This window comes from Marinobacter daqiaonensis (genome assembly GCF_900115285.1).
GTDB classification, from domain to species: Bacteria; Pseudomonadota; Gammaproteobacteria; order Pseudomonadales; family Oleiphilaceae; genus Marinobacter; species Marinobacter daqiaonensis.
In genome coordinates this window covers 311,087-334,691 of sequence record NZ_FOYW01000003.1, presented here as the reverse complement: position 1 = coordinate 334,691, position 23,605 = coordinate 311,087, and the positions used below count along the sequence as shown (strand labels likewise).

Genomic DNA, 23,605 nt, shown 5'->3' with positions numbered 1-23,605 from the left:
GTGAACGGCCTGTCCGCCACATTGCGGGCCAGGTACTGACCCATTCACTCTCCGATTCAGAAGGATCAACTATGCGACCGAGCGGACGAAAGCCGGACCAGCCCAGGAACATCACCCTTACCCGGAACTTTACCCGCCATGCGGAGGGCTCCGTGCTGGTTGAATTTGGCGACACCCGCGTCATCTGCACCGCCTCCGTGGAGAACCGGGTTCCACCCTTCCTCCGGGGCGAAGGCCGGGGCTGGATTACCGCCGAGTACGGCATGCTGCCGCGCTCCACCGGCAGCCGCATGGGCCGGGAAGCGGCCCGGGGCAAACAGGGTGGACGCACCGTCGAGATCCAGCGACTGATAGGCCGCTCGCTGAGGGCAGCCGTGGACCTGGAGGCCCTGGGGGAGCACACCATTACCATCGACTGTGATGTCATCCAGGCGGACGGGGGCACCCGCACGGCCGCGATTACCGGTGGCTGCGTCGCCCTGGTGGACGCCCTGAACTTCCTGGTGAAGGAAGGGCGACTGAAGACGTCACCGCTAAAACAGATGGTGGCCGCCGTCTCTGTGGGCATCTATCGCGGCACGCCGGTGGTGGACCTGGACTACCCGGAGGATTCCGAGGCGGAAACCGACATGAACGTGATCATGACCGACCAGGGAGGTTTCATTGAAATTCAGGGGACCGCCGAGGGAGTGCCCTTTGTACAGGATGAACTGGACGGAATGCTGACCCTGGCGAAGCAGGGAATTGACAGGCTGTTTGCGATCCAGAAGGACGCCCTGGGCGGCTGAGCAAGGCTCGCCGTCACAGCGGAACATAAAAAAGCGCGCCAGGGGGCGCGCTTTTTTGTCTCAAGCATTCATAGCGGCCGGTCAGAAACCGATCTGGATATCGTATTCCATGATCAGCGGAGCATGGTCCGAAAAGCGGGCGCTTTCATCGATCCAGCCATCGACAATAGTCTTGCGAATACCCGGCGTCAGTAGCTGGTAGTCGGCACGAATACCCACATTCTTGCGCTCACCACCTTCCCATTCCGGCCACCAGGTGTACTGGTTGCTCTGCTTGTTGATCTCACGGAAGGCATCAACGGCTCCCATTTCATCAATCAGGCGATCGAGAAATGCCCGCTCGTGAGGCAGGAAGCCGGATACATCCAGCTGATGATAAATGGGGCTGGCATCAGTAACATGATGAGCGGTCTGCAGATTCGCGCAGAAGATGAACTGCCGGCGCTTGCGCAGGGTTTTCTGCATGTGCAGACCGAAATCGTCCATGAACTCGTCCTTGTGATCCAGAACGGTCAGGTCATTCTCGTCGCCGAGCAATTCATCTTCACGGCCCAGGGCGTTGGGAGCCAGCACGCTGGCGACACTCACGCGGTCAAAGTCCGCCTGGATAAAGCGGCCCTCGCGGTCCGCCTGCTCACTGGCGAAACCGTACATGATGGCCTTGGGAAAGTGCCGGGTATAAATCCCCACGCCACCGTCCTCGTTGCGCTCGCCGTCTATGAAGTAGGCTTCATACCCTTCGGGAATCAGGTTGCGGTCCTCGATTTCATAGACCCGCATGCGATGGTCCTGAACACAGATAACGTCGGCGTCCTGGCGGGCAATCCAGTCAAAAAAGCCCCTGTCAACGGCCTGCTCGAGGCCATTGACGCTGATTGATACTACACGCATACGTATTCCCTGATTCAGTTTGTGTGTATGATACCGTTTTTACACGTATTTGAAAGAACCAGCCCCCGCCAGAAGCCTTGTCATGCACGACTACCAGCGCGATTTCATTGAGTTTGCAATACACCGGGAAGTACTCCGCTTCGGTGAGTTCACCCTCAAGTCCGGCCGCACCAGCCCCTATTTTTTCAATGCCGGTCTGTTCAATACGGGCAATGACCTGCTCCGGCTGAGCCAGGCCTATGCCGCCGCCCTCACCCGCAGCGGGCTGGATTATGACATTATTTTCGGCCCCGCCTATAAGGGCATTCCCTTGGCGACCACCACCGCCATGAGCCTGGCAAGTAGTGGCGATAACCGTCCCTGGGCCTTTAACCGCAAAGAAGCCAAGGACCATGGCGAGGGCGGCAACATTGTCGGCACACCCTTGGCGGGCCGCATTCTGATCATCGACGATGTCATCACTGCCGGAACTGCAATACGGGAGTCCATGACGATGATAGAAGCGGCCGGTGCAAGACCCGCGGGCGTGCTTATCGCTCTGGACCGCCAGGAGCGCGGAAAGGGCGACCTGTCCGCGATCCAGGAGGTGGAACAAAACTATGGCATACCGGTCATAAGCATCATCAAGCTGGAACAAGTGCTGGAGTATCTCCAGGACTATCCGGAACTCACCGGGCACGCCAGGGCGATCGCGGACTATCGCCAGCGGTATGGCGTCAGCTGAAAGGCCGATAGCCGGCTGCTGCCCGGCCTGTGATCTGGTCCGTAGCAACGACAGGCATGTCTGGTATGCTCTGATACCAACACGGATGACGCTCACTCGATCCCCACTGACAAAAACGGTGTAACCCGGTGCAAACAGTTCGCCTGACAACCTGCCTTTTCCTAGCCAGCTGCCTGCTTTTCGCCTCCATTGCCGATGCCCGAATGTATCGTTACCAGGACAGCAGCGGCCAGATGGTGATCAGCAACACCGTGCCCCAGGAGGCCTCCACCCGGGGCTATGAGATCCTCAACAGCCAGGGCCGGGTGATTGAGCGTGTTGCTCCGGCTCCCACCGAGGAAGAACTTCGCCAACGGGAGGCGGAGAAGCGCCGGCAACAGCAGGCGGAGGAACAACGTAAGCAGGACCGCGCCCTGCTGCGCCGATACAGCCACCCCGACGACGCGGTGCGCGCACTGCACCGGAAAATCCGTGAACTTGAGGGCCTGAACCAGCTCAAACGGGGCAATATCTCGGTCATCGAATCCCAGCTTGACGCCGAGCACTCGAGGGCCGCCAACATGGAGCGCTCCGGTACCGACATCCCCGAAAACATGCTTCTCAAGATCGACCGCCTGGAGCGACAGATCGAGGACATAGAGGCGGAAATCGCGGCTCAGAACGCCGAAATCGAGATCCTGAAGGAGCGTTATCTCGAAGATATCGAGCGCCTCGAAGCCATTACTGAGCACAAGCGGACCCTGCCGCTGGAGCCGGGCGGCCCGCAGAAAACCAGCAACCCGCAGTAAATCTACAAAAAAGGCCACCCCCGGGGGGGTGGCCTTCTGACAGTCATTCTACTGTCCTGCAATCCGGGTATCAGGCGCCAGTCGTGGCCTTGTCGGCGGTTGACTTGCTGCTCGTCTCTTTGGACTTGCTGGCAGTTTCTTTCGCCTTCGCGGTGGTTTTGGACGAACCAGAGCCTGATTTGCTGGAGGCGTTATCCTCCTCGGCAACCGTCTTTGAGGTCTTTTCTGCGGCCTCACTCACTTCCTTACCGGCCGAAGATGCTGTCTTGGAGACATCCCTGGCCGTTGACCTGGCACCCCGGGATACGGTGTTGGCGGTCCTCTGTGCCTTGTCGGATACTTCGCTGGCCGTGGACTCCGCGCTGCTGGAGACCTCGTCAGCGACTTCGTCCGCGGTCTTGCTGACGGATTTGGCGGCGTCAGCGGTTTCCTTTTCCAGCTTCGCCATCAGATCTGCTGCAAAGCCGCCGACACGGCTGTTCAGGGTGCGAAGCTGATCGTAGACGGCCTCGGTTGCGCCGTTATAACGCTTGCGCAGATTCTTGACCCGGTGCTGGCGAATCTCGACCTCAAGTTTTTCGGCAGCATTGAACGGCCTGGCCGCAACCTGCTTCTGCGCGTTCTCCGCAGCGTCAATACCCTTGTTAACCATGTCCTGCAGCTGTTGCTGCCAATTTGTAAGCTTACCCATAACCAACCCCCTATTGAGTGGTCTTCAAAATGTCGCCGGTCCCTGGATGGGACTCCCGGTGATTCCAGTACAGATTAGGGGGAAAAATTAGAATATTCATACTAATCGCCCACCGCGGGCAAAGATCGCAAACCGTCAAACGGATTTTTCATCGGACGTGAACCAGCCGACATTTTACAGAATGGTCACTTGAGGCCCGAATCCGACAATGAATAATGCGTACTGAATTCGTACGCAGTGGCATACGGGGGGCCAACTTCCCGATCAAGGCTCGGCATCCGCTGGCATAAAAATACTGATTTTCCGGTGGACCACCAGACCTGACCCACGCTGTTGTCGTTCCAGGACCCAGTTCGCGGCAGCGGTGTTCAACGCGGTCAGGCTTAACTACGTGCGAGGAATACCATGACGTTTTCGCATTTCTTTACCTTTCTGCTCTGCCTGCTTCTGGCCGGCTGCGGTGGCGACTCCAACCTCTCGGGCATGAAGCCCCCCGCCCCTGCCGCTGATCAGACAAACCCTGCCAACAGGACTCAGAACAGCGACCCGGAGCCCACCCCCAACGGCTCCGAACCGGAGGAACCGGTTGCCAGTGATGATTCGTCCGACAATGATGATGTGCTGGCGGGTGGGGACGCCGTAAAAAACCAGGATCCGGTGATTGATTTCGAACGTCCTGCCTTGCAGTGGGAAAGTCCTCTGACCAGGGAGGACGGCAGCAAACTGTTCCCGGGGGAAATCAGCGGCTACCGCGTCTACTTCCGGCTTCGGCACCAGGAGGAATTCCGCTCTCTGGAACTGGATGGGCCGGACGCCAACAGCCTGGAACTGGATGATTTTGATCCGGGCGCCTACGAATTTTCCGTCAGTACCCTGGACACCAACGGTCTGGAAAGCCGTCGCTCCGCCCCGGTTCCGGTAGATCTTATCTGAAGGCCCGTTTCGGGAAGCCGGGTTAAGGCCAGGGCCTGCCGGAGGGTGGGCTCCTGGCTACCAGCGAAAAATCACCCAGCTCGGGATCAGCAGGGAGGTTTCCTCCTCCCGGATCCAGCCGCCGCCTTCGGCGGGCACAAGATAGTATTCAGGCCCGACATCCGGCACCACCTTGATCTCCCTCAGTTCCCCGTTAACACGGTATTCGTAGAAAACCTTGTCCTCTGCCGGGCGAATCACGATCTCGGTTCCCACTCCCGCTGAGTCCTGTGGCGGCAACACGACCGGTTCATCGGGAATCCTTGGTTCCTTATCCAGTGGAGACGTTGAGGGGTCCTCGTTCAAATCAGACGTGGATGTCTCCTGTGCGGCAGCTGGGGCAACAGCCAGCACCGCGAATGCGGCGAGTACAAAGACTGGAGTTAATTTCATGGTAACCTCTGCGTTTGAAACAGCCGTGGTCGCAACCTTTGCAGAAAGCGTTGCACAAGCCACCAAAACCTTCAAACCGATTCCGGACAGTCCTTGATATGAGTCAGCAGAAGACACCCCCCGTTGTACTTGTCGATGGTTCCTCCTATCTGTTCAGGGCCTTCCACGCCTTACCACCCCTGACAACCAGCAAGGGTCACCCCACCGGGGCCATCAAGGGCGTGATCAGCATGCTAAGACGCCTGGAGCAGGACTTTCCCGGCTCCAAGGTCGTGGTCGTGTTTGACGCCAAGGGCAAGACCTTCCGGCACGAAATCTACGAGGACTACAAGGCCAATCGTCCACCGATGCCGGATGACCTGGCCGTTCAGGTAAAACCGATCCACGAGATTGTCGCAGCCATGGGGCTGCCTCTGCTCATTATCCCGGAAGTCGAGGCGGACGACGTTATCGGCACACTGGCAACCGAGGCCACGGACAAGGGCGTCGACGTGGTGATTTCCACCGGGGACAAGGACATGGCCCAACTGGTGAGCAATCACGTCACGCTCATCAATACCATGACCGAAACCCGTATGGACAGGGAAGGCGTGGTGGAAAAGTTCGGTATCGAGCCGGAACAGGTGGTGGATTACCTGGCGCTGGTCGGCGACCCCGTGGACAACATCCCCGGCGTTCCCAAGTGTGGCCCCAAGACCGCCGTCAAATGGCTCCAGAAATACGACAATCTGGACAATCTGATGACCCATGCGGACGAGATCGGCGGCAAGATCGGAGAAAACCTGCGAAACGCCCTGGATGACCTTCCCCTGAGCCGCGAGCTCGCGCAGATTCGCACCGATGTGGATCTGGACTTCGGTATCGAGGAGGTATCGCCGGAGCCGGAGGACCGGGAGCGGCTGTTGGAGCTGTTCCGGGAGTACGAATTCAAGAACTGGATTGCCGAGTATTCCGGAGACAGCAACGATCAGGCCGGCGGCAAAAATGATGGCGCCGACGACCATAACACTGCACCGGAACGTCAGTACGAGGCCATTCTCACCGAGGAAAAACTGAACGAGTGGCGGGCAAGACTGGAGGCCGCCGACCTGTTTGCTTTTGACACGGAAACCACCACGCTGCGCTACAGCGAAGCGCAGATTGTCGGCCTTTCCTTCGCCATTGAGCCCGGCAAGGCAGCCTACCTGCCCCTCGGACATGATTACCTGGGCGCCCCGGAACAGCTGGATCGCGACAAGACGCTTGCGACGCTCAAACCCCTTCTGGAGGACCCGACAAAGAAAAAGCTGGGCCAGAACCTCAAATACGACAAGAACGTGCTGGCCAATCACGGCATCTCCCTTGAGGGCATCGCTGAGGACACCATGCTGGAGTCCTACGTACTCAATTCCACCGCAACCCGCCATGACATGACCAGCCTGGCGCTCAAGTACCTGGGGGAAAGCACCATCAGCTTCCAGGACATCGCGGGGAAAGGGGCAAAGCAACTGACGTTCAATCAGGTTGATCTGGAAAAAGCCACCGAATACGCGGCCGAGGATGCCGATATAACGCTGCGCCTGCATCACGCGCTACGGCCGCGCCTGGCCGAAACGGGGCGGCTGGAAAACGTGTATGCGGACATTGACCTGCCCCTGGTTCCGGTTCTTTCACACATCGAGCAGCGGGGGGTAATGGTCGATTCCATGACCCTCAGGCAGCACAGCCAGGAACTGCAGATCCGCATGGCGGAGCTGGAGGAGGAAGCCCACGCTGAGGCAGGCATGAGCTTCAACCTGGGCTCCACCAAGCAGCTGCAGGCCATTTTCTACGACAACATGGGCCTGCCGGTCATCAAGAAAACCCCCAAGGGAGCACCCTCCACCGCCGAACCCGTTCTTCAGGAACTGGCCCATGAACACCTGCTGCCGCGCCTGATCCTGGAGCACCGCAGCCTGAGCAAACTGAAGTCGACCTATACCGACACCCTGCCTGAATTGATCAGCCCCCGCACCGGCCGCATCCACACCTCCTACCACCAGGCGGTGACTGCCACCGGCCGGCTGTCATCATCGGAGCCGAACCTGCAGAATATTCCCATCCGGACCGAGCAGGGCCGCCGGATCCGGCAGGCGTTCATCGCGCCGGAGGGGTACCGGTTAATGGCGGCGGACTATTCCCAGATCGAGTTGCGGATCATGGCTCACCTGTCCGGTGACGAGGGCTTGCTCAAGGCCTTTGCCAAAGGCGAGGACATCCACCGGGCCACGGCGGCCGAGGTATTCGGAGTCAACGTCGAGAAGGTCAGCGGGGATCAGCGGCGCAGTGCCAAGGCCATCAATTTCGGGCTGATCTACGGCATGTCCGCGTTCGGCCTTTCCCGTCAGCTGGAGGTGGACCGCAAAATCGCCCAGGAATACATTGACCGTTACTTCCAGCGGTATCCGGGCGTTCTTACCTACATGGACCGGATTCGCAAGCAGGCCCACGATGACGGCTATGTGGAAACCCTTGCGGGCCGCCGCCTCTATCTCCCGGAAATCAACGCCCGCAACAAGCAGATGCAGCAGGCCGCAGAGCGCACCGCCATCAACGCTCCCATGCAGGGTACCGCCGCGGACATCATCAAGCGGGCGATGGTCACCGTGGAGGACTGGCTCGTGTCCTCCCGTTCCAGCGACGCCCGTATCGTCATGCAGGTCCACGACGAACTTGTGCTTGAGGTAAGAGAGTCCGCCATCGACACCATCCGCGAGGGGCTGCAGAAACGGATGTCGGCGGCGGCCGAGCTCAAGGTTCCCCTGGTGGTGGACGTGGGCGTTGGCGACAACTGGGACGAGGCCCACTGACCGTTTTTGGTGCAGGTGCCGGAAAATGAGGCATGGGCGGCCATCGCCTCTGTTCCCGGACTGCGCCGTAATATTCTATGCCTCTGTTTTCCGGAAGGTTTTTGAAGCATTTCCCCGCGCCCATGAAACGGCACGGTTTTCGCTACAGAAACCTTTGTCGACACTCCTCCTGCGAACGGACGCCACGAGGCGGAGGTGTCTTTGGTATCGACATTCGCCAAGAGGTAGACATCCATGGCAACAATGGCCTCTGAACGCAGCTGGTTATTTGACCCCAAGCTTCTGAAGCTCGTCCATCAGTGTCGTCGACTGATCCAGTCGGAATTTGGCGTGAGACTTCACCTGACGGAAGAGCACCTGGAACAGCGACTGGCCAGTTACGCGGAACAATCCCGGTCTGAGCACCTTTCTCGCGCCTGGACGGCACTGAAGGAACAGGTGCCTGACCTCGGTACCATGGAGAAGCAGGACTCCGCTGACCGGAAGTACCGGGGCCGGGCCTTGACGGATTCAAAGGATGGTAACGGGCAACCCGACGAGGAGGCCCCCGGGGGTTCGGGGCCGGCGCGGAAAACGAAAGTCATTTACCGGGGACAGGTAGTCGGCTAGTGTCCACGCCCTCGAGTCCCGGAACGCCCTGGTGAACTGCCGGGCAGCGCCCCGGGTGCCGAGCCAGTCACGACTGCCCCTATTCCGCGCCGCGCCGGGGGCACTACTGTCTCAATCGCCCTGTATCGACAGCTTGTCGACGCTGGACGACAACTTGTCGGCTCCCTGCGCGTCAGTGCCAAGCTTGATCATCAGTCGCAGGTCGTTCGCTGAATCGGCGTGCGCCAGTGCATCTTCGTAGGTAATCGCCCCTTCAGCGTACAACTGATAAAGCGCCTGATCGAACGTCTGCATGCCCGATTCCGTGGACTTGGACATAAGCTCCTTGAGCTTGTGCACCTCTCCCTTGCGGATCAGGTCGGCTACCAGAGGCGTATTGATCAAGACCTCGATAACCGCGCGCCGGCCCTTGCCATCGGGCGTCGGAATCAGTTGCTGGGCGACAATGGCCTTGAGGTTGAGGGAGAGGTCCATCCAGGTCTGGTTATGCTGGTCCGGATTGAAGAACTGGATGATCCGGTCCAGGGCCTGGTTGGCGTTGTTGGCGTGCAGGGTGGCCAGGCACAGGTGGCCGGTTTCGGCGAACTGCACCGCGTACTGCATGGTGTCCCGGCTTCGAACCTCACCGATCAGGATCACGTCCGGAGCCTGACGCAGGGTGTTCTTGAGGGCTGTCTCGAAGTTTTCCGTATCGATACCGACTTCCCGCTGGGTCACGATGCAACCCTGGTGCTGGTGAACGAATTCAATAGGGTCCTCGATGGAGATGATATGGCCCCGGCTGTTGCGATTCCGGTGCCCCAGCATGGAGGCCAGGGAGGTGGACTTACCGGTACCGGTCGCACCCACGAAGATGATCAGGCCCCGCTTGGTCATGGCCAGGTCCTTGATGATCTCCGGCAGGCCAAGATCGTCGATCTGGGGGATCTTGGTCTCGATCCGCCGCAGCACCATGCCACAGAGATTGCGCTGGAAGAAGGCACTGACCCGGAAACGGCCAATGCCCCGGGCGCTGATGGCAAAGTTGCACTCGTGGCTGTCGTCAAACTCTGCCTGCTGCTTCGAGTTCATGGCACCATAGACCAGCTCCCTGGTCTGTTCCGGTGTCAGCGCATTCTTGGTTACGGGCAGAACCTTGCCATGTACCTTCATGCTCGGTGGCACACCGGCGGTTATGAACAGGTCCGAGCCACCTTTTTCAACCATCAATCGCAGCAGTTTTTCGAATTCCATGGTTCTGTCCAGCATTACGTTCGCTTGAAGGGCATAGCCCCGACCGTGAAATCGCCTTGGCGGCGGCCCCGGCCCCGTTATCAGAAATTGTCCGGAATCTTCGCCTTGGTCCGGGCCGCCTCGCGGCTGATCAGACCTTTCTGCAGCAGGCGCTGCAGGCACTGATCCAGGGTCTGCATACCCAGCGAGCCGCCGGTCTGGATGGCGGAATACATCTGGGCCACCTTATCCTCGCGGATCAGGTTACGGATTGCTGCGGTACCGATCATGATTTCGTGGGCCGCAATCCGGCCACCACCCATTTTTTTCATCAGTGTCTGGGACACAACCGCCTGCAGGGACTCTGAAAGCATCGAGCGCACCATGGACTTTTCCTCCGCCGGGAACACGTCCACCACCCGGTCAATGGTCTTGGCGGCGGAGGTTGTGTGCAGGGTGCCGAACACCAGGTGACCGGTTTCAGCGGCGGTCAGCGCCAGGCGGATGGTTTCCAGGTCCCGGAGCTCGCCCACCAGAATGATGTCCGGGTCCTCCCGCAGTGCCGAACGCAGGGCTTCGTTGAAGCCCAGGGTGTCACGGTGCACTTCCCGCTGATTCACCAGGCACTTCTTGGATTCGTGTACGAATTCGATGGGGTCCTCAATGGTCAGCACATGCTCGTAGCGGCTGTCATTGATGTAGTCGATCATGGCCGCCAGGGTTGTGGACTTACCGGAACCGGTGGGACCGGTGACCAGCACCAGGCCGCGGGGCACCGAGGAGATATCCTTGAACACCTGGCCCATCCCCAGGTCCTCCATGGTCAGCACCTTGGAGGGGATTGTCCGGAAGACGGCACCGGCGCCCCGGTTCTGGTTGAATGCGTTGACCCGGAAACGGGCAACACCGGGTACTTCGAAGGAAAAATCGGTCTCGAAGAACTCCTCGTAATCCTTCCGCTGCTTGTCGTTCATGATGTCATAGATCAGTCCGTGGACTTCTTTATGTTCCATCGGGGGAAGGTTGATCCGGCGGACATCGCCATCGACACGAATCATCGGCGGCAGCCCGGCGGACAGGTGCAGGTCAGACGCACCCTGTTTAGCCGAGAAGGCCAGAAGTTCAGTAATATCCATAGAATTCCTCGGGAAGGCCTTTCTTTTATGCCCTGCCCCGCTTGGTTTTTCGGGGAGCCGGGGTTAACGTGTTCCGGTTCACAGCATACCCAGGGGCAGTCAGAAAAATACCATGAGCAGCATAGCAGACAACATCCGGAGCGTAACCAGACGCATACAAAAAGCAACAAAGGCAGCAGGCCGGAATGACGGTAGTGTGCGCTTGCTCGCAGTCAGCAAGACCCGGCCACCGGAAGACCTCCGCGAAGCCTACGGGGCGGGACAACGCGACTTCGGTGAAAACTATCTTCAGGAGGCCCTCGACAAGATGGCCGCACTGGAGGACCTGGGTGATGTGGACTGGCATTTCATCGGTCCCATCCAGTCCAACAAGACCCGACCCATCGCGGAAAATTTCCAGTGGGTTCACAGCGTGGACCGGGCCAAGGTGGCCCGCAGGCTCAGCGAGCAGAGGCCGGATCACCTGCCACCCCTGAATATTTGCCTGCAGGTTAATGTCGATGAGGAGGACAGCAAATCCGGCTGCAACCTGCGGGACCTGCCGGAACTTGCCAGCACCGTCTCTGAACTGCCCAACCTGGCGCTGCGAGGCCTGATGGCCATACCGGATCCGGATCAGCCGGAAGCGGACCTGCGGACCAGCTTCCAGGCCCTCGCCAGTGCGCTTGAGGCACTTCGGCGGCAGCCGGACGCGGAAGGACCGCTGGACACCCTGTCCATGGGGATGTCCGGTGATCTGGAACTGGCCATTGCGGAAGGGTCGACCTGGGTGCGGGTTGGCACTGCGCTGTTCGGTGCAAGAGCCGGCTCGCGGAACCAGCCCTCCGGGGGCTGACTGCCCAGCCCTGCCGGAGCCCGGCAGTCCAGAGGGGAGTGGGTAAGCCACCGTGATTACTGATATGATTTGCCATCAACCCTTTGTATTGCGGAGTGAACTGTGAGCACATCACCGACCATAGGATTCATCGGCGCCGGCAACATGGCTACCGCCATCATCGGCGGCATGCTGGACAGCGGGTTCCGCGCCGCCAATATCTGGGTCAGTGCCCCGGACGATGACCACCTCCAGACCATGCGCCGCAAGTTCGGGGTCAGCGTGACCACCGATAACCGCTACTGTGCGGAACAATCCGATGTAATCATCCTCGCCGTCAAACCCCAGATCATGGCTGAGGTCTGCGGAGACATTGCACCAATGGTCCAGAATACCCGGCCGCTGGTGGTCTCCATCGCCGCAGGACTTACCGCTGACACGCTGGACAACTGGCTTGGAGGCGGGTTGCCGCTGGTGCGGGTCATGCCCAACACCCCCTCCCTGGTGGGCAGGGGCGCGGCCGGCCTTTACGCCAACGACGGCGTCAGCGATGCCCAGAAAAAAACCGTCGAGTCGATTTTCAGCAGCATCGGTCTTGCGCTCTGGCTCGAGGACGAGGAACAGATCCACGGAGTGACGGCCCTGTCCGGCAGCGGTCCCGCCTACTTCTTCCTGATGCTGGAGGCCCTCGAAGGAGCAGCCAGCGAGGCGGGAATCGATCCCCGAACCGCCCGCCAGCTGGCGATCCAGACCATGGCCGGCGCGGCTGAAATGGCCGCCCGCAGCGAGCACGACCCCGCCCAGCTCAAGCGCAACGTGATGTCACCGGGTGGCACCACCGAGCAGGCCATCCATACCTTCGAGGAGGGCGGCCTGCGGCCGCTGGTGGAAAAGGCCTACCAGTCCGCCATGAAACGATCAAAGGAAATGGCCACGGAAATGGCGCAAGCCAACCAGTAACCCACCGTTTGCAGACAGACACTCATTTTACGGAGACAAGACCAAGATGCTGGCCGACATCGCCATAACCATCCTCCAGATAGTTTCCATGTTCTATCTCACCGTGGTGCTGCTGCGGTTTCTGCTGCAGGTTGCCCGGGCGGACTTCTACAACCCCATTACCCAGTTCGTGGTCAAGGCCACCAACCCGCCGCTGCGCCCACTTCGAAAGGTCATTCCGGGCTGGGGCGGCATTGATGGCGCCTCGCTGGTGCTGGCGATTCTTGTACAGGCCCTGGCGCTGGTACTGATCTTTCTTGCCGGCGGTTACAGCCTTTCCGGCCTCAACCCGGTCTACCTGTTGAGCTGGTCCATCATCCTGGTGCTGGAACTCATCATCCGTATCTATTTCTGGTCAGTGATTGCCGTGGTCGTGGTCAGCTGGGTGGCCCCCCAGAGCAACCACCCTGCCATTGGCCTGGTCGCCGAACTGACGGAGCCGGTCATGCGCCCGGTGCGCAACCTGGTGCCGCCTCTGGGAGGCCTCGACCTGTCCCCCATTGTGGTATTCCTTATCCTGAACGTCCTGCTGGTGATGGTGGACCACCTCGGACGTGCCGCCGGCCTGCCTTTCTGAGCCACTGACCGGCCAGCCGGAACGGGCCGCCCTGGCTCCGTTCTGGCACTGTTGTGACTCGCTTAACAGACCTGACAACAGAACCGACATACCCTTACCTTGTTAAATTGTAATCTAGGGCCCCGTGCCCCGGAATTTCATCCGACGGCGTTTCAGACACGCCCGCCGAGCTGACAGGGCCAGCACAATGAACGGACCAGCGATCCTGGCGCACCAGGTTGAAGCCTACCATCAGTGGAAGAAGGAACTCATCCGGCAGATCAGCCGTTACCGGCTCTGGCTGCAGGACAACGACCTGTACTCCGACGATGTCAGTGAGCGTATTCGCCGCGGCGTTGAACTTCTGATCGACGATGAGCTCACCATTGCCTTCGTGGGTGAGTACTCCCGGGGCAAGACCGAACTGATCAACGCCCTGTTCTTTTCCGAGTACGGCCAACGCCTGCTGCCCTCCGAAGCCGGGCGCACCACAATGTGCCCCACCGAGCTCTACTTCGACCGGACCTCCGGCAGCAACTACCTGCAGCTGCTGCCCATCGATACCCGCGAGGGAGACCTCTCCCTGCAGCAGCTGCGCAAGCGCCCGGAGCTGTGGATCCGCTATGAACTGGACGAAAAGGATCCCGACGCCATGCGCGCCGTGCTGGCGGAAGTGGCCAGGGTCCGCAGTGTCAGTCACCAGCAGGCCCGCAAACTGGGCTTCAGCGAGAGCATGCTGGAGGCGGACCGCGACAACCCCGGCCAGGTCCTGATCCCGTCCTGGCGCAGTGCCCGCATCAGCATTCGCCACCCGCTGTTCGAACGGGGTCTGCGGATCCTCGACACGCCCGGCCTGAACGCCCTGGGCTCGGAGCCGGAACTCACCGTCAGCCTGCTGCCGGCGGCCCACGCCATCCTGTTCCTGCTGAGCGCGGACACCGGCGTGACCGCCAGCGATATGACCATCTGGAAAGAGCACATTGATACCGACGACGCGGATCACCGCGCCGGCCGCTTCGCGGTGCTCAACAAGATCGACACCTTGTGGGACGAACTCCGCGCGCCGGAGGAGGTCCGGAACAGTATCGACCGGGTCTGTCACTACACCGCCAACCAGCTGGGCCTCAAAGACGAGGATGTCATTCCGGTCTCCGCCAAGCAGGGGCTTACCGCCAAGGCGAAGGGCAACGATGCACTGCTGACCCGCAGCGAACTGCCCAATCTGGAAAGGCTCCTGGTGGGACGCATCCTCAAGCACAAAGAGGAGCTGATTACCCAGAGCCTGATCAACGATCTTCTGGGCATGCTTCAGAACAGCCAGGCTGCCATGCAGGCACGCCTTGAGAACCTGGAGGAGGAACTGGGGGCACGAACAGGCACCTCTGTTGACCGTGAGGCCCTGAGGCGGCTTGCGGACCGGGCCCAGAATGACTACGACTTCTACTATCGCAAGCTCATCACTCTGCGATCAAGCCGACGTCTCATGCAGTCCCAGGGCGACATCCTGACGGACATGGTGAGCGAAGCCCGCTTCGAGACCCATGCCGAAACCGTCCGCCAGATGATGGCGAAGAGCTGGACTTCCGCTGGCATGAGCAAGGCCATGGACCATTTCTTCGAGTTGCTGGAAAGCGACCTTCAGAACCTGCTGGCCGAGGGCAGACTCGCCGAACGCATGGTGGAAGCGATCTACCGGCGCTATAACCAGGACACCCGGGCCCGGCACCTGGAGCCCATCCCCCTTCGGGCCGGACGCCACGTGATCGCGGTGCGGGAACTGAGGAAACGGGCCACCCGCTTCCGTCGGGCTCCCGGCAACCTGCTCCGGGAACAGAATCAGCTGATCCGCCGTTTCTTCCAGGTCATGGTCACCGAGGCCCGGACGCTTCACGAGCGGGTGCGCCGGGACGTGGAGCGCTGGCCCGGTGAGGCCCTGCTACCCATCATGCAGTACTCCATGGAGCAGAAACAGCTGCTGGAGCACCAGGTACGGCGTATCCGCGACATGGTTCGCAACGATCGAGACTCCAAGGTCGAGAAAGAGCGCCTGATCAACACCATCAGCGACCTGCGCCGCCAGCTGGAACTGGCGGACACCATGCAGCGGCAGATCCGCAGGCCCGCTCCGACCCTGAGCCAGCAGAAAGTGGTGAACATTTCCGGCATCGCCTGAACGACGCGGTTGCAGCGGCCCGAGGCCGCCTTTAAACTGCTGGGTTTGTACCAGCGCTCGACGGGCGCTGGTGACACGCATGATGATGACCACTCAAGGATTTTGCCGCGTCAATGCCCGACACCCTTCCTTCGGACTCAGTGGGCCTGGTTACCCCGGAAACCCTGCACTTTGACGAGCCGTTGGCGCTCGCGTGCGGCCAGACCCTGAACAGCTGGGACCTGGTGGTGGAAACCTATGGCACCCTCAACAGCGACCGCACCAACGCGGTGCTCATCTGTCATGCCCTCAGCGGCCACCACCATGCCGCAGGGTACCACACCATGGAAGACCGCAAGCCGGGCTGGTGGGATACCTGCATCGGCCCCGGCAAGCCCATCGACACCAACCGTTTTTTTGTGGTCAGCCTCAACAACCTGGGAGGCTGCCACGGCAGCACCGGACCCAACACTCTGAATCCTGAAACCGGCGAACTATATGGCCCTGACTTCCCGGTTGTCACGGTACTGGACTGGGTCAACAGCCAGGCCGCGCTGGCCAACCGACTGGGTATCGAGCGCTGGGCTGCCGTGGTGGGCGGTTCCCTGGGAGGCATGCAGGCACTTCAGTGGAGCATCAGCTATCCCGACCGAATCAGGCATGCGGTGGTGATCGCCTCCACCCCCCGCCTGACCGCCCAGAACATTGCCTTCAACGAGGTGGCACGACGCGCCATCACTTCCGACATCGATTTTCACCAGGGCCGCTATTACGAGCATAACACCGTGCCCAGAAGCGGCCTCATGCTGGCCCGGATGGTGGGACACATCACCTATCTTTCGGATGCCTCCATGGGCGAGAAATTTGGCCGGGAACTTCGGGATCAGGCCTACCAGTTCGGCTACGATGCCGAATTCCAGGTGGAAAGCTATCTGCGCTATCAGGGTGAACGCTTTTCCGAAACCTTTGACGCCAATACCTACCTGCTCATGACGCGCGCGCTGGACTACTTCGACCCGGCCTACGAGTCCGGTAACGATCTGGTAAAAGCCCTTGAAAAGGCCCACTGCGAATTCCTGGTGGTTTCCTTCAGCACCGACTGGCGCTTTACCCCCGCCCGTTCGGAGGAACTGGTCAACGCCATGATGGCGGCCCGGCGCAAGGTCAGCTACGCGGAGATCGACGCGCCCTGGGGCCACGATGCCTTCCTGATCCCGACGCCCCGGTACAGCGCGGTGTTTTCGGCCTATATGGGCAGGGTCGCGCGGGAGGTGGGAGCATGAGAGCAGACCTCGAAATCATCCAGCAGTGGATTGCTCCGGGCGGCCATGTCCTGGATCTTGGCTGCGGTGACGGCACCCTGCTGGACTATCTCCAGAGGGAGCGGCAAATCACCGGCTACGGCCTGGAAATCAACCCGGATCATATCACCGAGTGCATGACCAAGGGCGTGGCCGTTATCGAGCAGAATCTTGACACCCAGGGACTTTCAAACTTTGATGATGACAGCTTTGACACAGTATTGATGACCCAGGCCCTGCAGGCCGTCAGACGCCCGGATATCGTGCTGGATGAAATGATGCGACTGGGACGGGAGGGCATCGTCACCTTTCCCAACTTCGCATACTGGCGACTACGCTGGTACCTGATGTGGCAGGGGAGGATGCCCGAGTCGGAAACCCTGCCCCATAAATGGTACAACACGCCTAACATTCACCTGTGCACATTCAGGGATTTCGAAGCACTGTGTCACCAGAAGAATTTCCGGATCTGTAATCGCATGGTGGTGGACGGCGAACACCAGGACCGATGGCTGAGCCGGCTCTGGCCCAACATGCTGGGTCAGATCGCCATCTATCGTATTACCAGGGGAGACTGACATGAAGCGAGCATCTCTATTTTCCGTCCTGCTACTGGCAGCCGCCTGGCTGGCCACACCCGCCCTGGCGGATAACAAAAGCGTCGACTTCGGCGACTACCAGGTTCACTACAACGTGTTTCCCAGCACCTTCCTGACCCCGGAAGTGGCCAAGGCCAACAATCTGAAGCGCAGCCGCGGCCTCGGCATCGTCAACATCGCCATTATGGAGGAGACTGAGGAAAGCGGTCTCAGGACGGTTCCGGGGCAGGTGGAGGGCAAGGCCCTCAACTCTTTACAGCAGCCCACCTATCTGGCTTTCAGGCGAGTACAGGAGGGGGATGATGTCTATTTCCTGGCTCAGTACCAGTACAGTGCCGGTGAAACGATGGTTTTCGAGATCACCGCCCGCCCCACCGGACACAACCAGGACCTGAATGTTCGCTTTTCACAGGAACTGTTCAATGACTGACCGGACGCAGCCCCGTGCCTGAACGACTGGTCCTGGCCAGCAACAACCAGGGCAAACTGAAGGAGTTGACGGAACTTCTGACGCCGTTCGGACTGGAACCCGTGGCCCAGGGCGAACTGGGCGTGAGCGAGGCGGAGGAGCCAGCGGTCACGTTTGTCGAGAACGCCATCCTCAAGGCCCGCCATGCCTCCCGCCAGACCGGAATGGCAGCCCTCGCGGATGATTCGGGTATAGCCGTGGATGCCCTTGGGGGCGCTCCCGGCGTTCGTTCAGCCCGCTATGCCGGTGAAGGCGCATCGGATGCAGACAACGTAAGCGCTCTTCTCAAAGCCCTGGAAAATGTGCCCGACGAGCAACGCAGCGCCCAGTTTCACTGCGTTCTGGTCTACTTGCGCCACGCCGATGACCCGACGCCCGTGATCTGCCATGGCCGCTGGCCAGGGCGGATACTTCGCGAGCCCCGGGGTGAAGGCGGTTTCGGCTACGATCCGGTGTTTCTGGCACCGGAATTCGGCCTCAGTGCCGCCCAGCTGTCCCGGCAAGAGAAAGCCGGCGTCAGTCACCGGGGCCGCGCCCTGCGACTGTTGCTGGAACAGCTCCGCTCCTCTGCGCCGGGGAGTGGGTGAGAGTTCCCGTGGACACGCCCCGCCCCCCTCTGGGCCTCTACATTCACGTACCCTGGTGCGTGCGCAAGTGTCCCTACTGCGATTTCAACTCCCACACCTTTCAGGGCGATCTACCGGAAAAGGCGTATCTGGACGCCCTGCTTGAGGACCTGGACCACGACCTGGACCTGGTTCGTGAGCGGCCCGTCACCAGTGTCTTTATCGGCGGTGGCACCCCGTCGCTGATGTCGGCAGGCTTTTACCAGCAGCTGTTCCGGCGCCTGGAGCAGCGGCTGGGTTTCACCGCAGGGGCTGAAATCACCCTTGAAGCCAACCCGGGAACCATCGAGCAGGGCCGTTTTTCCGGTTACCGGGAGGCCGGTATCAATCGGCTGTCCCTCGGCATCCAGAGTTTCGATCCGGCGCAACTGGCCCGCCTCGGGCGCATTCACAACGAGCAGGACGCCCACCGGGCCATCGAGGCGGCCTACCATGCCGGTTTCGACAATCTCAACCTGGACCTTATGCACGGGCTGCCAGGGCAGACTACGGATCAGGCGATAGCGGATCTCCAGGCGGCGATAACGTGGCGTACACCCCACTTGTCCTGGTACCAGCTTACCCTGGAACCCAATACCGAGTTCTACAGCCGACCACCGGAGTTGCCGGAGGACGAGGCCCTGTGGGACATCTGGCAGGCAGGCAGCGATACCCTTAACAGCGCCGGCTTCAGTGCTTACGAGATTTCCGCCTGGAGCCGGCCGGGCATGGAGTCCCGCCACAACCTCAACTACTGGACCTTTGGTGACTACCTGGCCATAGGTGCCGGCGGTCATGGCAAGGCGTCCCTGGCAAACGGCGACATTCTGCGTTACTGGAAAACCCGCCAGCCTGACGCCTACCTGAAACGCATTGGCAGCCGGACCGCCGGCACCCAGCCCATTGAGCGGGAGGAGCGGGGTCTGGAATTCATGATGAACGCCCTGCGGCTGAAAAGGGGCGTCGAAGAATCGATGTTCGAGGCCCGCACGGGTTTACCTCTGACATCCATTGCTGCAATACTTGAGGGATTAAGGAAAGAGGGTCTGCTGGAGCCCGGGCGATTGCAGGCAACGCCACTGGGCCAACGGTACCTGAACAGTGTGCTGGAGCGGTTTCTGTCATGAACGACGTTATCAGGAAGGCCGTTCCGGCCAACATTGGCTTGCTTGGAGGCACCGCCGCCGCGTTATTGGCGGTCCAGCTCGGCCTCAACCAACCCCTGCAGACACCCATTGCGCCCCAGGGCATGCTCAGCTTCCAACTGGCCACCACCGGGGAGAGCGCCGCTGCAATCCTCCAGAGCTGGACCCGCCCCGGACTGTGGTACGCCTATGCATCACTGTGGAGCGGTTTTCTGTTTGCGGCGGTCTATACTCTCTTTCTACTGATGCTCACCCGGCATCTGCTGCGGGACCGGCCAGGCATTCGCGAACGGAAAACCGGCCGCTGGGTCCGGGCCCTGTTCGTGACGGCAGGCCTTGCCCACATTGTGGAGAACATCATACTGCTGGGAAACCTGGAGGCCCCTTCCGACCGCCTCAGCCTGAGCGCCACCCTGCTGGCCCTGGTCAGCTACACCACGCTGCTGTTGGGAATCGCCGGACTGATCGTCATTCGGGCGGCCCGACGCCACCCGATGCACCATTCCGAGGCCTGATCAGTTCGTGCGACGGAACACCAGGTCCCAGACCCCGTGTCCCAGGTTCTCACCGCGCTTCTCGAATTTGGTGACAGGGCGGTCCTCGGGCCGGGGTGAATAGCCTCCTTCCTCCCGGCTGTTGACGAAACCTTCGGACTCAGCCATCACTTCCAGCATGTGTTCCGCGTAATTCTCCCAGTCCGTTGCCATGTGCAGGATACCGCCCACCCGCAGCTTGTGGCGAATTCGCTGGATAAAGTCATGCTGGATCAACCGGCGCTTATGGTGCTTTTTCTTGGGCCACGGGTCGGGAAAGAAGATCAGCACCCGATCCAGGCTGGCATCCGGCAGGCACAGGTCAATGACATCGTTGGCATCGATCGAGTAAATCCGGATGTTCTCCAGCTGTCTTTCCTCGATTTCCTTCAACAGGGCACCGACGCCGGGCTGGTGTACTTCCACCCCGATAAAATCCTGCTCCGGCCTCGCTTCTGCCATGTCCGCCAGGGACTTGCCCATGCCAAACCCGATCTCGAGGTTCAGCCAGGCCTCCCGGCCGAAGACTTCCCGGGGATCGATGACACCCTGCTCGCGGCTCAGCCCGTACCGGGACCAGCCGCGTTCGTAAGCCTTCTTCTGGCCATCGGTCATGCGGCCCTGACGAATCACGAAACTGCGCACTCCGCGGCGGGTGGTAATCTTTGTGTCGTCCCCGGTCTCCAGCGTCTTGTCGAAGTCGGTCATCTCGTTACCTCTGTAGACAGGCCTGCGCCTGCTCATGATCGTGAAATACCTACAGTTTAACAGACACCGGCGCGTTCGTGCCGCTCCTTGAAGGTCGTCGATCGAGCTTGCGGTAACCCAGTGCTTCCACCAGATGAGACTGGCGGATCCGTGGATCCTCGGCCAGGTCCGCAATGGTGCGGGCCACTCGCAGGATACGGTGCAGCGCCCGTGCCGAGAGTCCCAGCCGGTCCATGGCCCTCGACAGCATGGCAGTGCTCTCTTCATCTACCCGGCAGTGCTCATCAAGGGCACTGCCGGCCAGGCCCGCGTTCACCCTTCCCCGCTCAACCCCCAGGACCCGGGCCCGCTCCACCCGTCGCCGGACCTCAGCGCTCGATTCCGCCCTGTCGGCGGTTTGCATCAGCACATCCCCGCCCTGCACGGGAACCTCCACATGCAGGTCAAACCGGTCAAGCAGGGGGCCGGACAGTCGCGACTGGTAGCGGGTCACCTGGGCCGGAGCGCACTGACAGTCGATGGTGGGATGTCCGAGGTAACCACAGGGGCAGGGATTCATGGCTGCAATAACCTGAAACCGTGCAGGATAGGTCACCTGATTGGCGGCCCTGGAGATAACGATCTCGCCGGATTCCATGGGCTCGCGTAACACCTCCAGCACCTTGCGGTCGAATTCCGGCAGCTCATCGAGGAACAGGACTCCCCGGTGGGCCAGGGAGATTTCACCCGGTCGCGGGCTGCTGCCGCCGCCCACGAGGGCAACGGCGGAGGCGGTATGGTGGGGCGACCGGTAAGGCGGCTGACGCCAGCAGTCCGAGCGCACCGGCAGCCCGGCCACGGAATGAACGCTGGCCACTTCGAGGGCGTCTTGGTCGGTCAAAGGTGGCAACAGGCCGGGCAGGCGACTGGCCAGCATGCTCTTGCCGGTTCCGGGCGGCCCGAACAGCAGAAGATTATGGCCCCCCGCCGCAGCGATCTCCAGAGCCCGTTTGGGCACGTGCTGACCGCGCACATCGGCCAGATCCGGAACGTCCCCGGGACGGTAGCTCAGCTCCCTCGGCACCAGCGGCGACAGGGTATCGGTACCGGCCAGATGACCGCATACCCGCAGCAGATGATCCGTTGCCAGCACGTCCTCACCGCCGGCCAGGGAGGCCTCATCGCCATTACTGGCCGGCACCAGGATCCTCCGTCCGGCGTCCCTTGCCGCCATCACCGCCGGCAGCACACCGCGAACCGGTCGCATGGTCCCGTCCAGGGCCAGCTCACCCAGGCATTCCAGCTGTGCCAGGGATTCCCCCGGCAGCTGTTCGGAAGCCACTAGAATGCCCAGGGCAATGGCCAGATCGAAACGTCCGCCCTCCTTGGGAAGATCCGCGGGTGCCAGGTTGATGGTGATTCGACGGGCCGGAAATTCGAAACCGGCGTTCAGGAGCGCACTGCGGACCCGGTCCTTGCTCTCTCTGACCGCCGTTTCCGGCAGGCCTACAATGGATAGGGAGGGAAGCCCACTGGAAAGGTGGACTTCAACGGTCACGGCCGGTGCACTGACACCAAGCCGCGCGCGGGTGTGAATGGTGGCGAGCATGTCTGCCTTCCCTGACGTTGTTTCCTGTTCCGTGGTGGTACTGCCTGTGCCACCGTCATGCCGGAAGTTGGTGATGAAAGCTACTGGTCGTTCTTCTGGTCGCCAGCCAGCTTCTGCTCCAGATCAGCGACCCGCTTTTCGAGGGTTTCCAGCTTTTCCCGGGTGCGCAAAAGCACGGCCTGCTGGGCATCGAACTCCTCCCGGGTAACCAGCTCCAGCTTCGCCAGCACCGACAATACTGTAGCCCGGGCCTGGTTCTCGACGTCATCCCGGGCGGCCCGGGCCATGTCTGGCACAAACTGGCCAATCTGTTGCTGGACCTGGCCAAGCAGGTCGTAAGGACTTTTCACTGATTGCCTCGCTGGGTCTCAGTTGGTGGGACACGTGATCGGCGCCTGGCGCCCATCTGTAAAAAGTGTAACACAGCCTACTCCCTGCCATACTATGACCCTGACAGCGTCTGGTCGGCGAACACCGGTTCCATTACACCAGGGCCCGAGGCTGCACCATTTTGGTTCGTCATGATTGCTGCTGCGCTATAATGACGCGCCCAGCAGAACCATTTTGGTTCACGGATATTGTAATTCACTGTAATTTAATAACTTTTTTGCGTTGGCACACACGATGCTTTGCACCTTGCACGCAATCCGCACAATTGGTGTGCGAGGTGGCAGCATCCCGAACCCGGTAACACCGCATAAGGCGGCAAAAAGACCGGGACGGCAAACTCCAAGGAGACAGCAATGAAACTTGTGACAGCGATCATCAAGCCTTTCAAGCTGGATGATGTCCGTGAGGCACTATCCGAGATTGGCGTTCAGGGCGTGACCGTAACCGAAGTGAAAGGTTTCGGCCGCCAGAAGGGGCATACCGAACTCTATCGTGGAGCGGAGTATGTGGTGGACTTCCTGCCCAAGGTGAAAGTGGAGGTCGCTATTGGCGACAACCTGCTGGACCAGGTTATCGAGTCGATCACCAAGGCCGCCAACACCGGCAAAATCGGCGATGGCAAGATTTTCGTGACCGAACTGGAGCAAGCGATCCGGATCCGGACCGGAGAGACCGGCGAAGAAGCCGTCTGATTCCGGACGCTTAAGCAGTCAG

At 60.6% G+C, this 23,605-nt stretch carries 25 protein-coding genes; 17 read left to right on the top strand and 8 right to left on the bottom strand.

The annotated features are described in order from the left end of the window. The first annotated feature begins 71 nt into the window (after positions 1–71). Complete coding sequence (gene rph, locus BM346_RS16635; RefSeq protein WP_092015846.1) at positions 72–788, top strand: ribonuclease PH; 717 nt, start codon at positions 72–74, stop codon at positions 786–788. 81 nt (positions 789–869) lie between these two features. Here the strand turns inward: rph and BM346_RS16630 are convergent, their stop codons facing one another. Continuing rightward, positions 870–1,679, bottom strand: coding sequence for an exodeoxyribonuclease III (locus BM346_RS16630; protein WP_092015844.1), 810 nt, complete (start codon positions 1,677–1,679; stop codon positions 870–872). 82 nt (positions 1,680–1,761) lie between these two features. On the opposite strand from BM346_RS16630, the gene pyrE reads away from it, so the two are divergent. Beyond that, complete coding sequence (gene pyrE / locus BM346_RS16625; protein WP_092015841.1) at positions 1,762–2,403, top strand: orotate phosphoribosyltransferase; 642 nt, start codon at positions 1,762–1,764, stop codon at positions 2,401–2,403. A gap of 128 nt (positions 2,404–2,531) precedes the next feature. Further along, positions 2,532–3,191, top strand: a complete 660-nt coding sequence (locus BM346_RS16620; protein WP_227662777.1) for a DUF4124 domain-containing protein — start codon at positions 2,532–2,534, stop codon at positions 3,189–3,191. Between the two features lie 70 nt (positions 3,192–3,261). Here the strand turns inward: BM346_RS16620 and BM346_RS16615 are convergent, their stop codons facing one another. Then, entirely contained in the window at positions 3,262–3,882 is a 621-nt protein-coding gene (locus BM346_RS16615; RefSeq protein WP_174805132.1) for a hypothetical protein, read from the bottom strand. A gap of 405 nt (positions 3,883–4,287) precedes the next feature. Here BM346_RS16615 and BM346_RS16610 point away from each other — a divergent pair, with 405 nt between their 5' ends. Then, a complete protein-coding gene (locus BM346_RS16610) occupies positions 4,288–4,815 on the top strand; it encodes a fibronectin type III domain-containing protein (RefSeq protein ID WP_092015838.1) in 528 nt (175 codons plus the stop codon). Positions 4,816–4,872: 57 nt separating this feature from the next. Here BM346_RS16610 and BM346_RS16605 read toward each other — a convergent pair whose 3' ends face one another. Further along, positions 4,873–5,247 carry a DUF2782 domain-containing protein gene (locus tag BM346_RS16605; protein ID WP_092015835.1) on the bottom strand — a complete coding sequence of 125 codons (375 nt, stop codon included), beginning with the start codon at positions 5,245–5,247 and terminating at the stop codon, positions 4,873–4,875. 98 nt (positions 5,248–5,345) lie between these two features. Here BM346_RS16605 and polA point away from each other — a divergent pair, with 98 nt between their 5' ends. Further along, positions 5,346–8,075 (top strand): DNA polymerase I, encoded by a 2,730-nt coding sequence (polA, locus tag BM346_RS16600; RefSeq protein WP_092015832.1) that lies wholly within the window; start codon positions 5,346–5,348, stop codon positions 8,073–8,075. A 234-nt stretch (positions 8,076–8,309) separates the two neighbouring features. After that, a complete protein-coding gene (locus BM346_RS16595; protein WP_092015829.1) occupies positions 8,310–8,684 on the top strand; it encodes a hypothetical protein in 375 nt (124 codons plus the stop codon). 111 nt (positions 8,685–8,795) lie between these two features. Here the strand turns inward: BM346_RS16595 and BM346_RS16590 are convergent, their stop codons facing one another. After that, positions 8,796–9,917, bottom strand: a complete 1,122-nt coding sequence (locus tag BM346_RS16590) for a PilT/PilU family type 4a pilus ATPase (protein WP_092016086.1) — start codon at positions 9,915–9,917, stop codon at positions 8,796–8,798. Between the two features lie 80 nt (positions 9,918–9,997). Next, positions 9,998–11,032 carry a type IV pilus twitching motility protein PilT gene (locus BM346_RS16585; RefSeq protein WP_092015826.1) on the bottom strand — a complete coding sequence of 345 codons (1,035 nt, stop codon included), beginning with the start codon at positions 11,030–11,032 and terminating at the stop codon, positions 9,998–10,000. Between the two features lie 112 nt (positions 11,033–11,144). Between BM346_RS16585 and BM346_RS16580 the strand changes: the two genes are divergently transcribed. From BM346_RS16580 to BM346_RS16535, 10 genes are all read left to right on the top strand, one after another. After that, positions 11,145–11,867 (top strand): YggS family pyridoxal phosphate-dependent enzyme, encoded by a 723-nt coding sequence (locus tag BM346_RS16580; RefSeq protein ID WP_092015823.1) that lies wholly within the window; start codon positions 11,145–11,147, stop codon positions 11,865–11,867. A 102-nt stretch (positions 11,868–11,969) separates the two neighbouring features. Next, the gene (proC, locus tag BM346_RS16575) at positions 11,970–12,806 is read left to right on the top strand and encodes a pyrroline-5-carboxylate reductase (RefSeq protein ID WP_092015820.1); all 837 of its coding nucleotides are present in this window, start codon (positions 11,970–11,972) and stop codon (positions 12,804–12,806) included. Between the two features lie 46 nt (positions 12,807–12,852). Next, positions 12,853–13,422 (top strand): YggT family protein, encoded by a 570-nt coding sequence (locus BM346_RS16570; protein ID WP_092015817.1) that lies wholly within the window; start codon positions 12,853–12,855, stop codon positions 13,420–13,422. Positions 13,423–13,609: 187 nt separating this feature from the next. Continuing rightward, entirely contained in the window at positions 13,610–15,574 is a 1,965-nt protein-coding gene (locus BM346_RS16565) for a dynamin family protein (RefSeq protein WP_092015814.1), read from the top strand. A 113-nt stretch (positions 15,575–15,687) separates the two neighbouring features. Continuing rightward, positions 15,688–16,836, top strand: coding sequence for a homoserine O-succinyltransferase MetX (metX, locus tag BM346_RS16560; RefSeq protein WP_092015812.1), 1,149 nt, complete (start codon positions 15,688–15,690; stop codon positions 16,834–16,836). Further along, on the top strand, positions 16,833–17,432 hold the full coding sequence (metW, locus tag BM346_RS16555) for a methionine biosynthesis protein MetW (protein ID WP_092015809.1): 600 nt from the start codon (positions 16,833–16,835) through the stop codon (positions 17,430–17,432). The genes metX and metW overlap by 4 nt, the downstream gene beginning before the upstream one ends. Position 17,433: 1 nt before the next feature. After that, on the top strand, positions 17,434–17,883 hold the full coding sequence (locus BM346_RS16550; RefSeq protein WP_092015806.1) for a DUF4426 domain-containing protein: 450 nt from the start codon (positions 17,434–17,436) through the stop codon (positions 17,881–17,883). Between the two features lie 14 nt (positions 17,884–17,897). Continuing rightward, on the top strand, positions 17,898–18,509 hold the full coding sequence (rdgB, locus tag BM346_RS16545) for an RdgB/HAM1 family non-canonical purine NTP pyrophosphatase (RefSeq protein ID WP_092015803.1): 612 nt from the start codon (positions 17,898–17,900) through the stop codon (positions 18,507–18,509). Between the two features lie 8 nt (positions 18,510–18,517). Further along, positions 18,518–19,654: a radical SAM family heme chaperone HemW gene (hemW, locus tag BM346_RS16540; protein WP_227662778.1), complete on the top strand. Its 1,137-nt coding sequence runs from the start codon at positions 18,518–18,520 to the stop codon at positions 19,652–19,654. Beyond that, the gene (locus tag BM346_RS16535) at positions 19,651–20,187 is read left to right on the top strand and encodes a hypothetical protein (protein WP_092015800.1); all 537 of its coding nucleotides are present in this window, start codon (positions 19,651–19,653) and stop codon (positions 20,185–20,187) included. Before hemW ends, BM346_RS16535 begins: the two co-directional genes overlap by 4 nt. Here BM346_RS16535 and trmB read toward each other — a convergent pair whose 3' ends face one another. The 3 genes from trmB to BM346_RS16520 all read right to left on the bottom strand — a co-directional run bounded on the left by trmB (position 20,188) and on the right by BM346_RS16520 (position 22,851). Then, positions 20,188–20,913, bottom strand: coding sequence for a tRNA (guanosine(46)-N7)-methyltransferase TrmB (trmB, locus tag BM346_RS16530; protein WP_092015797.1), 726 nt, complete (start codon positions 20,911–20,913; stop codon positions 20,188–20,190). A 49-nt stretch (positions 20,914–20,962) separates the two neighbouring features. Continuing rightward, positions 20,963–22,501 (bottom strand): YifB family Mg chelatase-like AAA ATPase, encoded by a 1,539-nt coding sequence (locus BM346_RS16525; RefSeq protein ID WP_092015794.1) that lies wholly within the window; start codon positions 22,499–22,501, stop codon positions 20,963–20,965. An 80-nt stretch (positions 22,502–22,581) separates the two neighbouring features. Beyond that, positions 22,582–22,851 carry an accessory factor UbiK family protein gene (locus BM346_RS16520; protein ID WP_092015791.1) on the bottom strand — a complete coding sequence of 90 codons (270 nt, stop codon included), beginning with the start codon at positions 22,849–22,851 and terminating at the stop codon, positions 22,582–22,584. 393 nt (positions 22,852–23,244) lie between these two features. Between BM346_RS16520 and glnK the strand changes: the two genes are divergently transcribed. Beyond that, on the top strand, positions 23,245–23,583 hold the full coding sequence (gene glnK / locus BM346_RS16515) for a P-II family nitrogen regulator (RefSeq protein ID WP_004578958.1): 339 nt from the start codon (positions 23,245–23,247) through the stop codon (positions 23,581–23,583). Positions 23,584–23,605 lie beyond the last annotated feature (22 nt).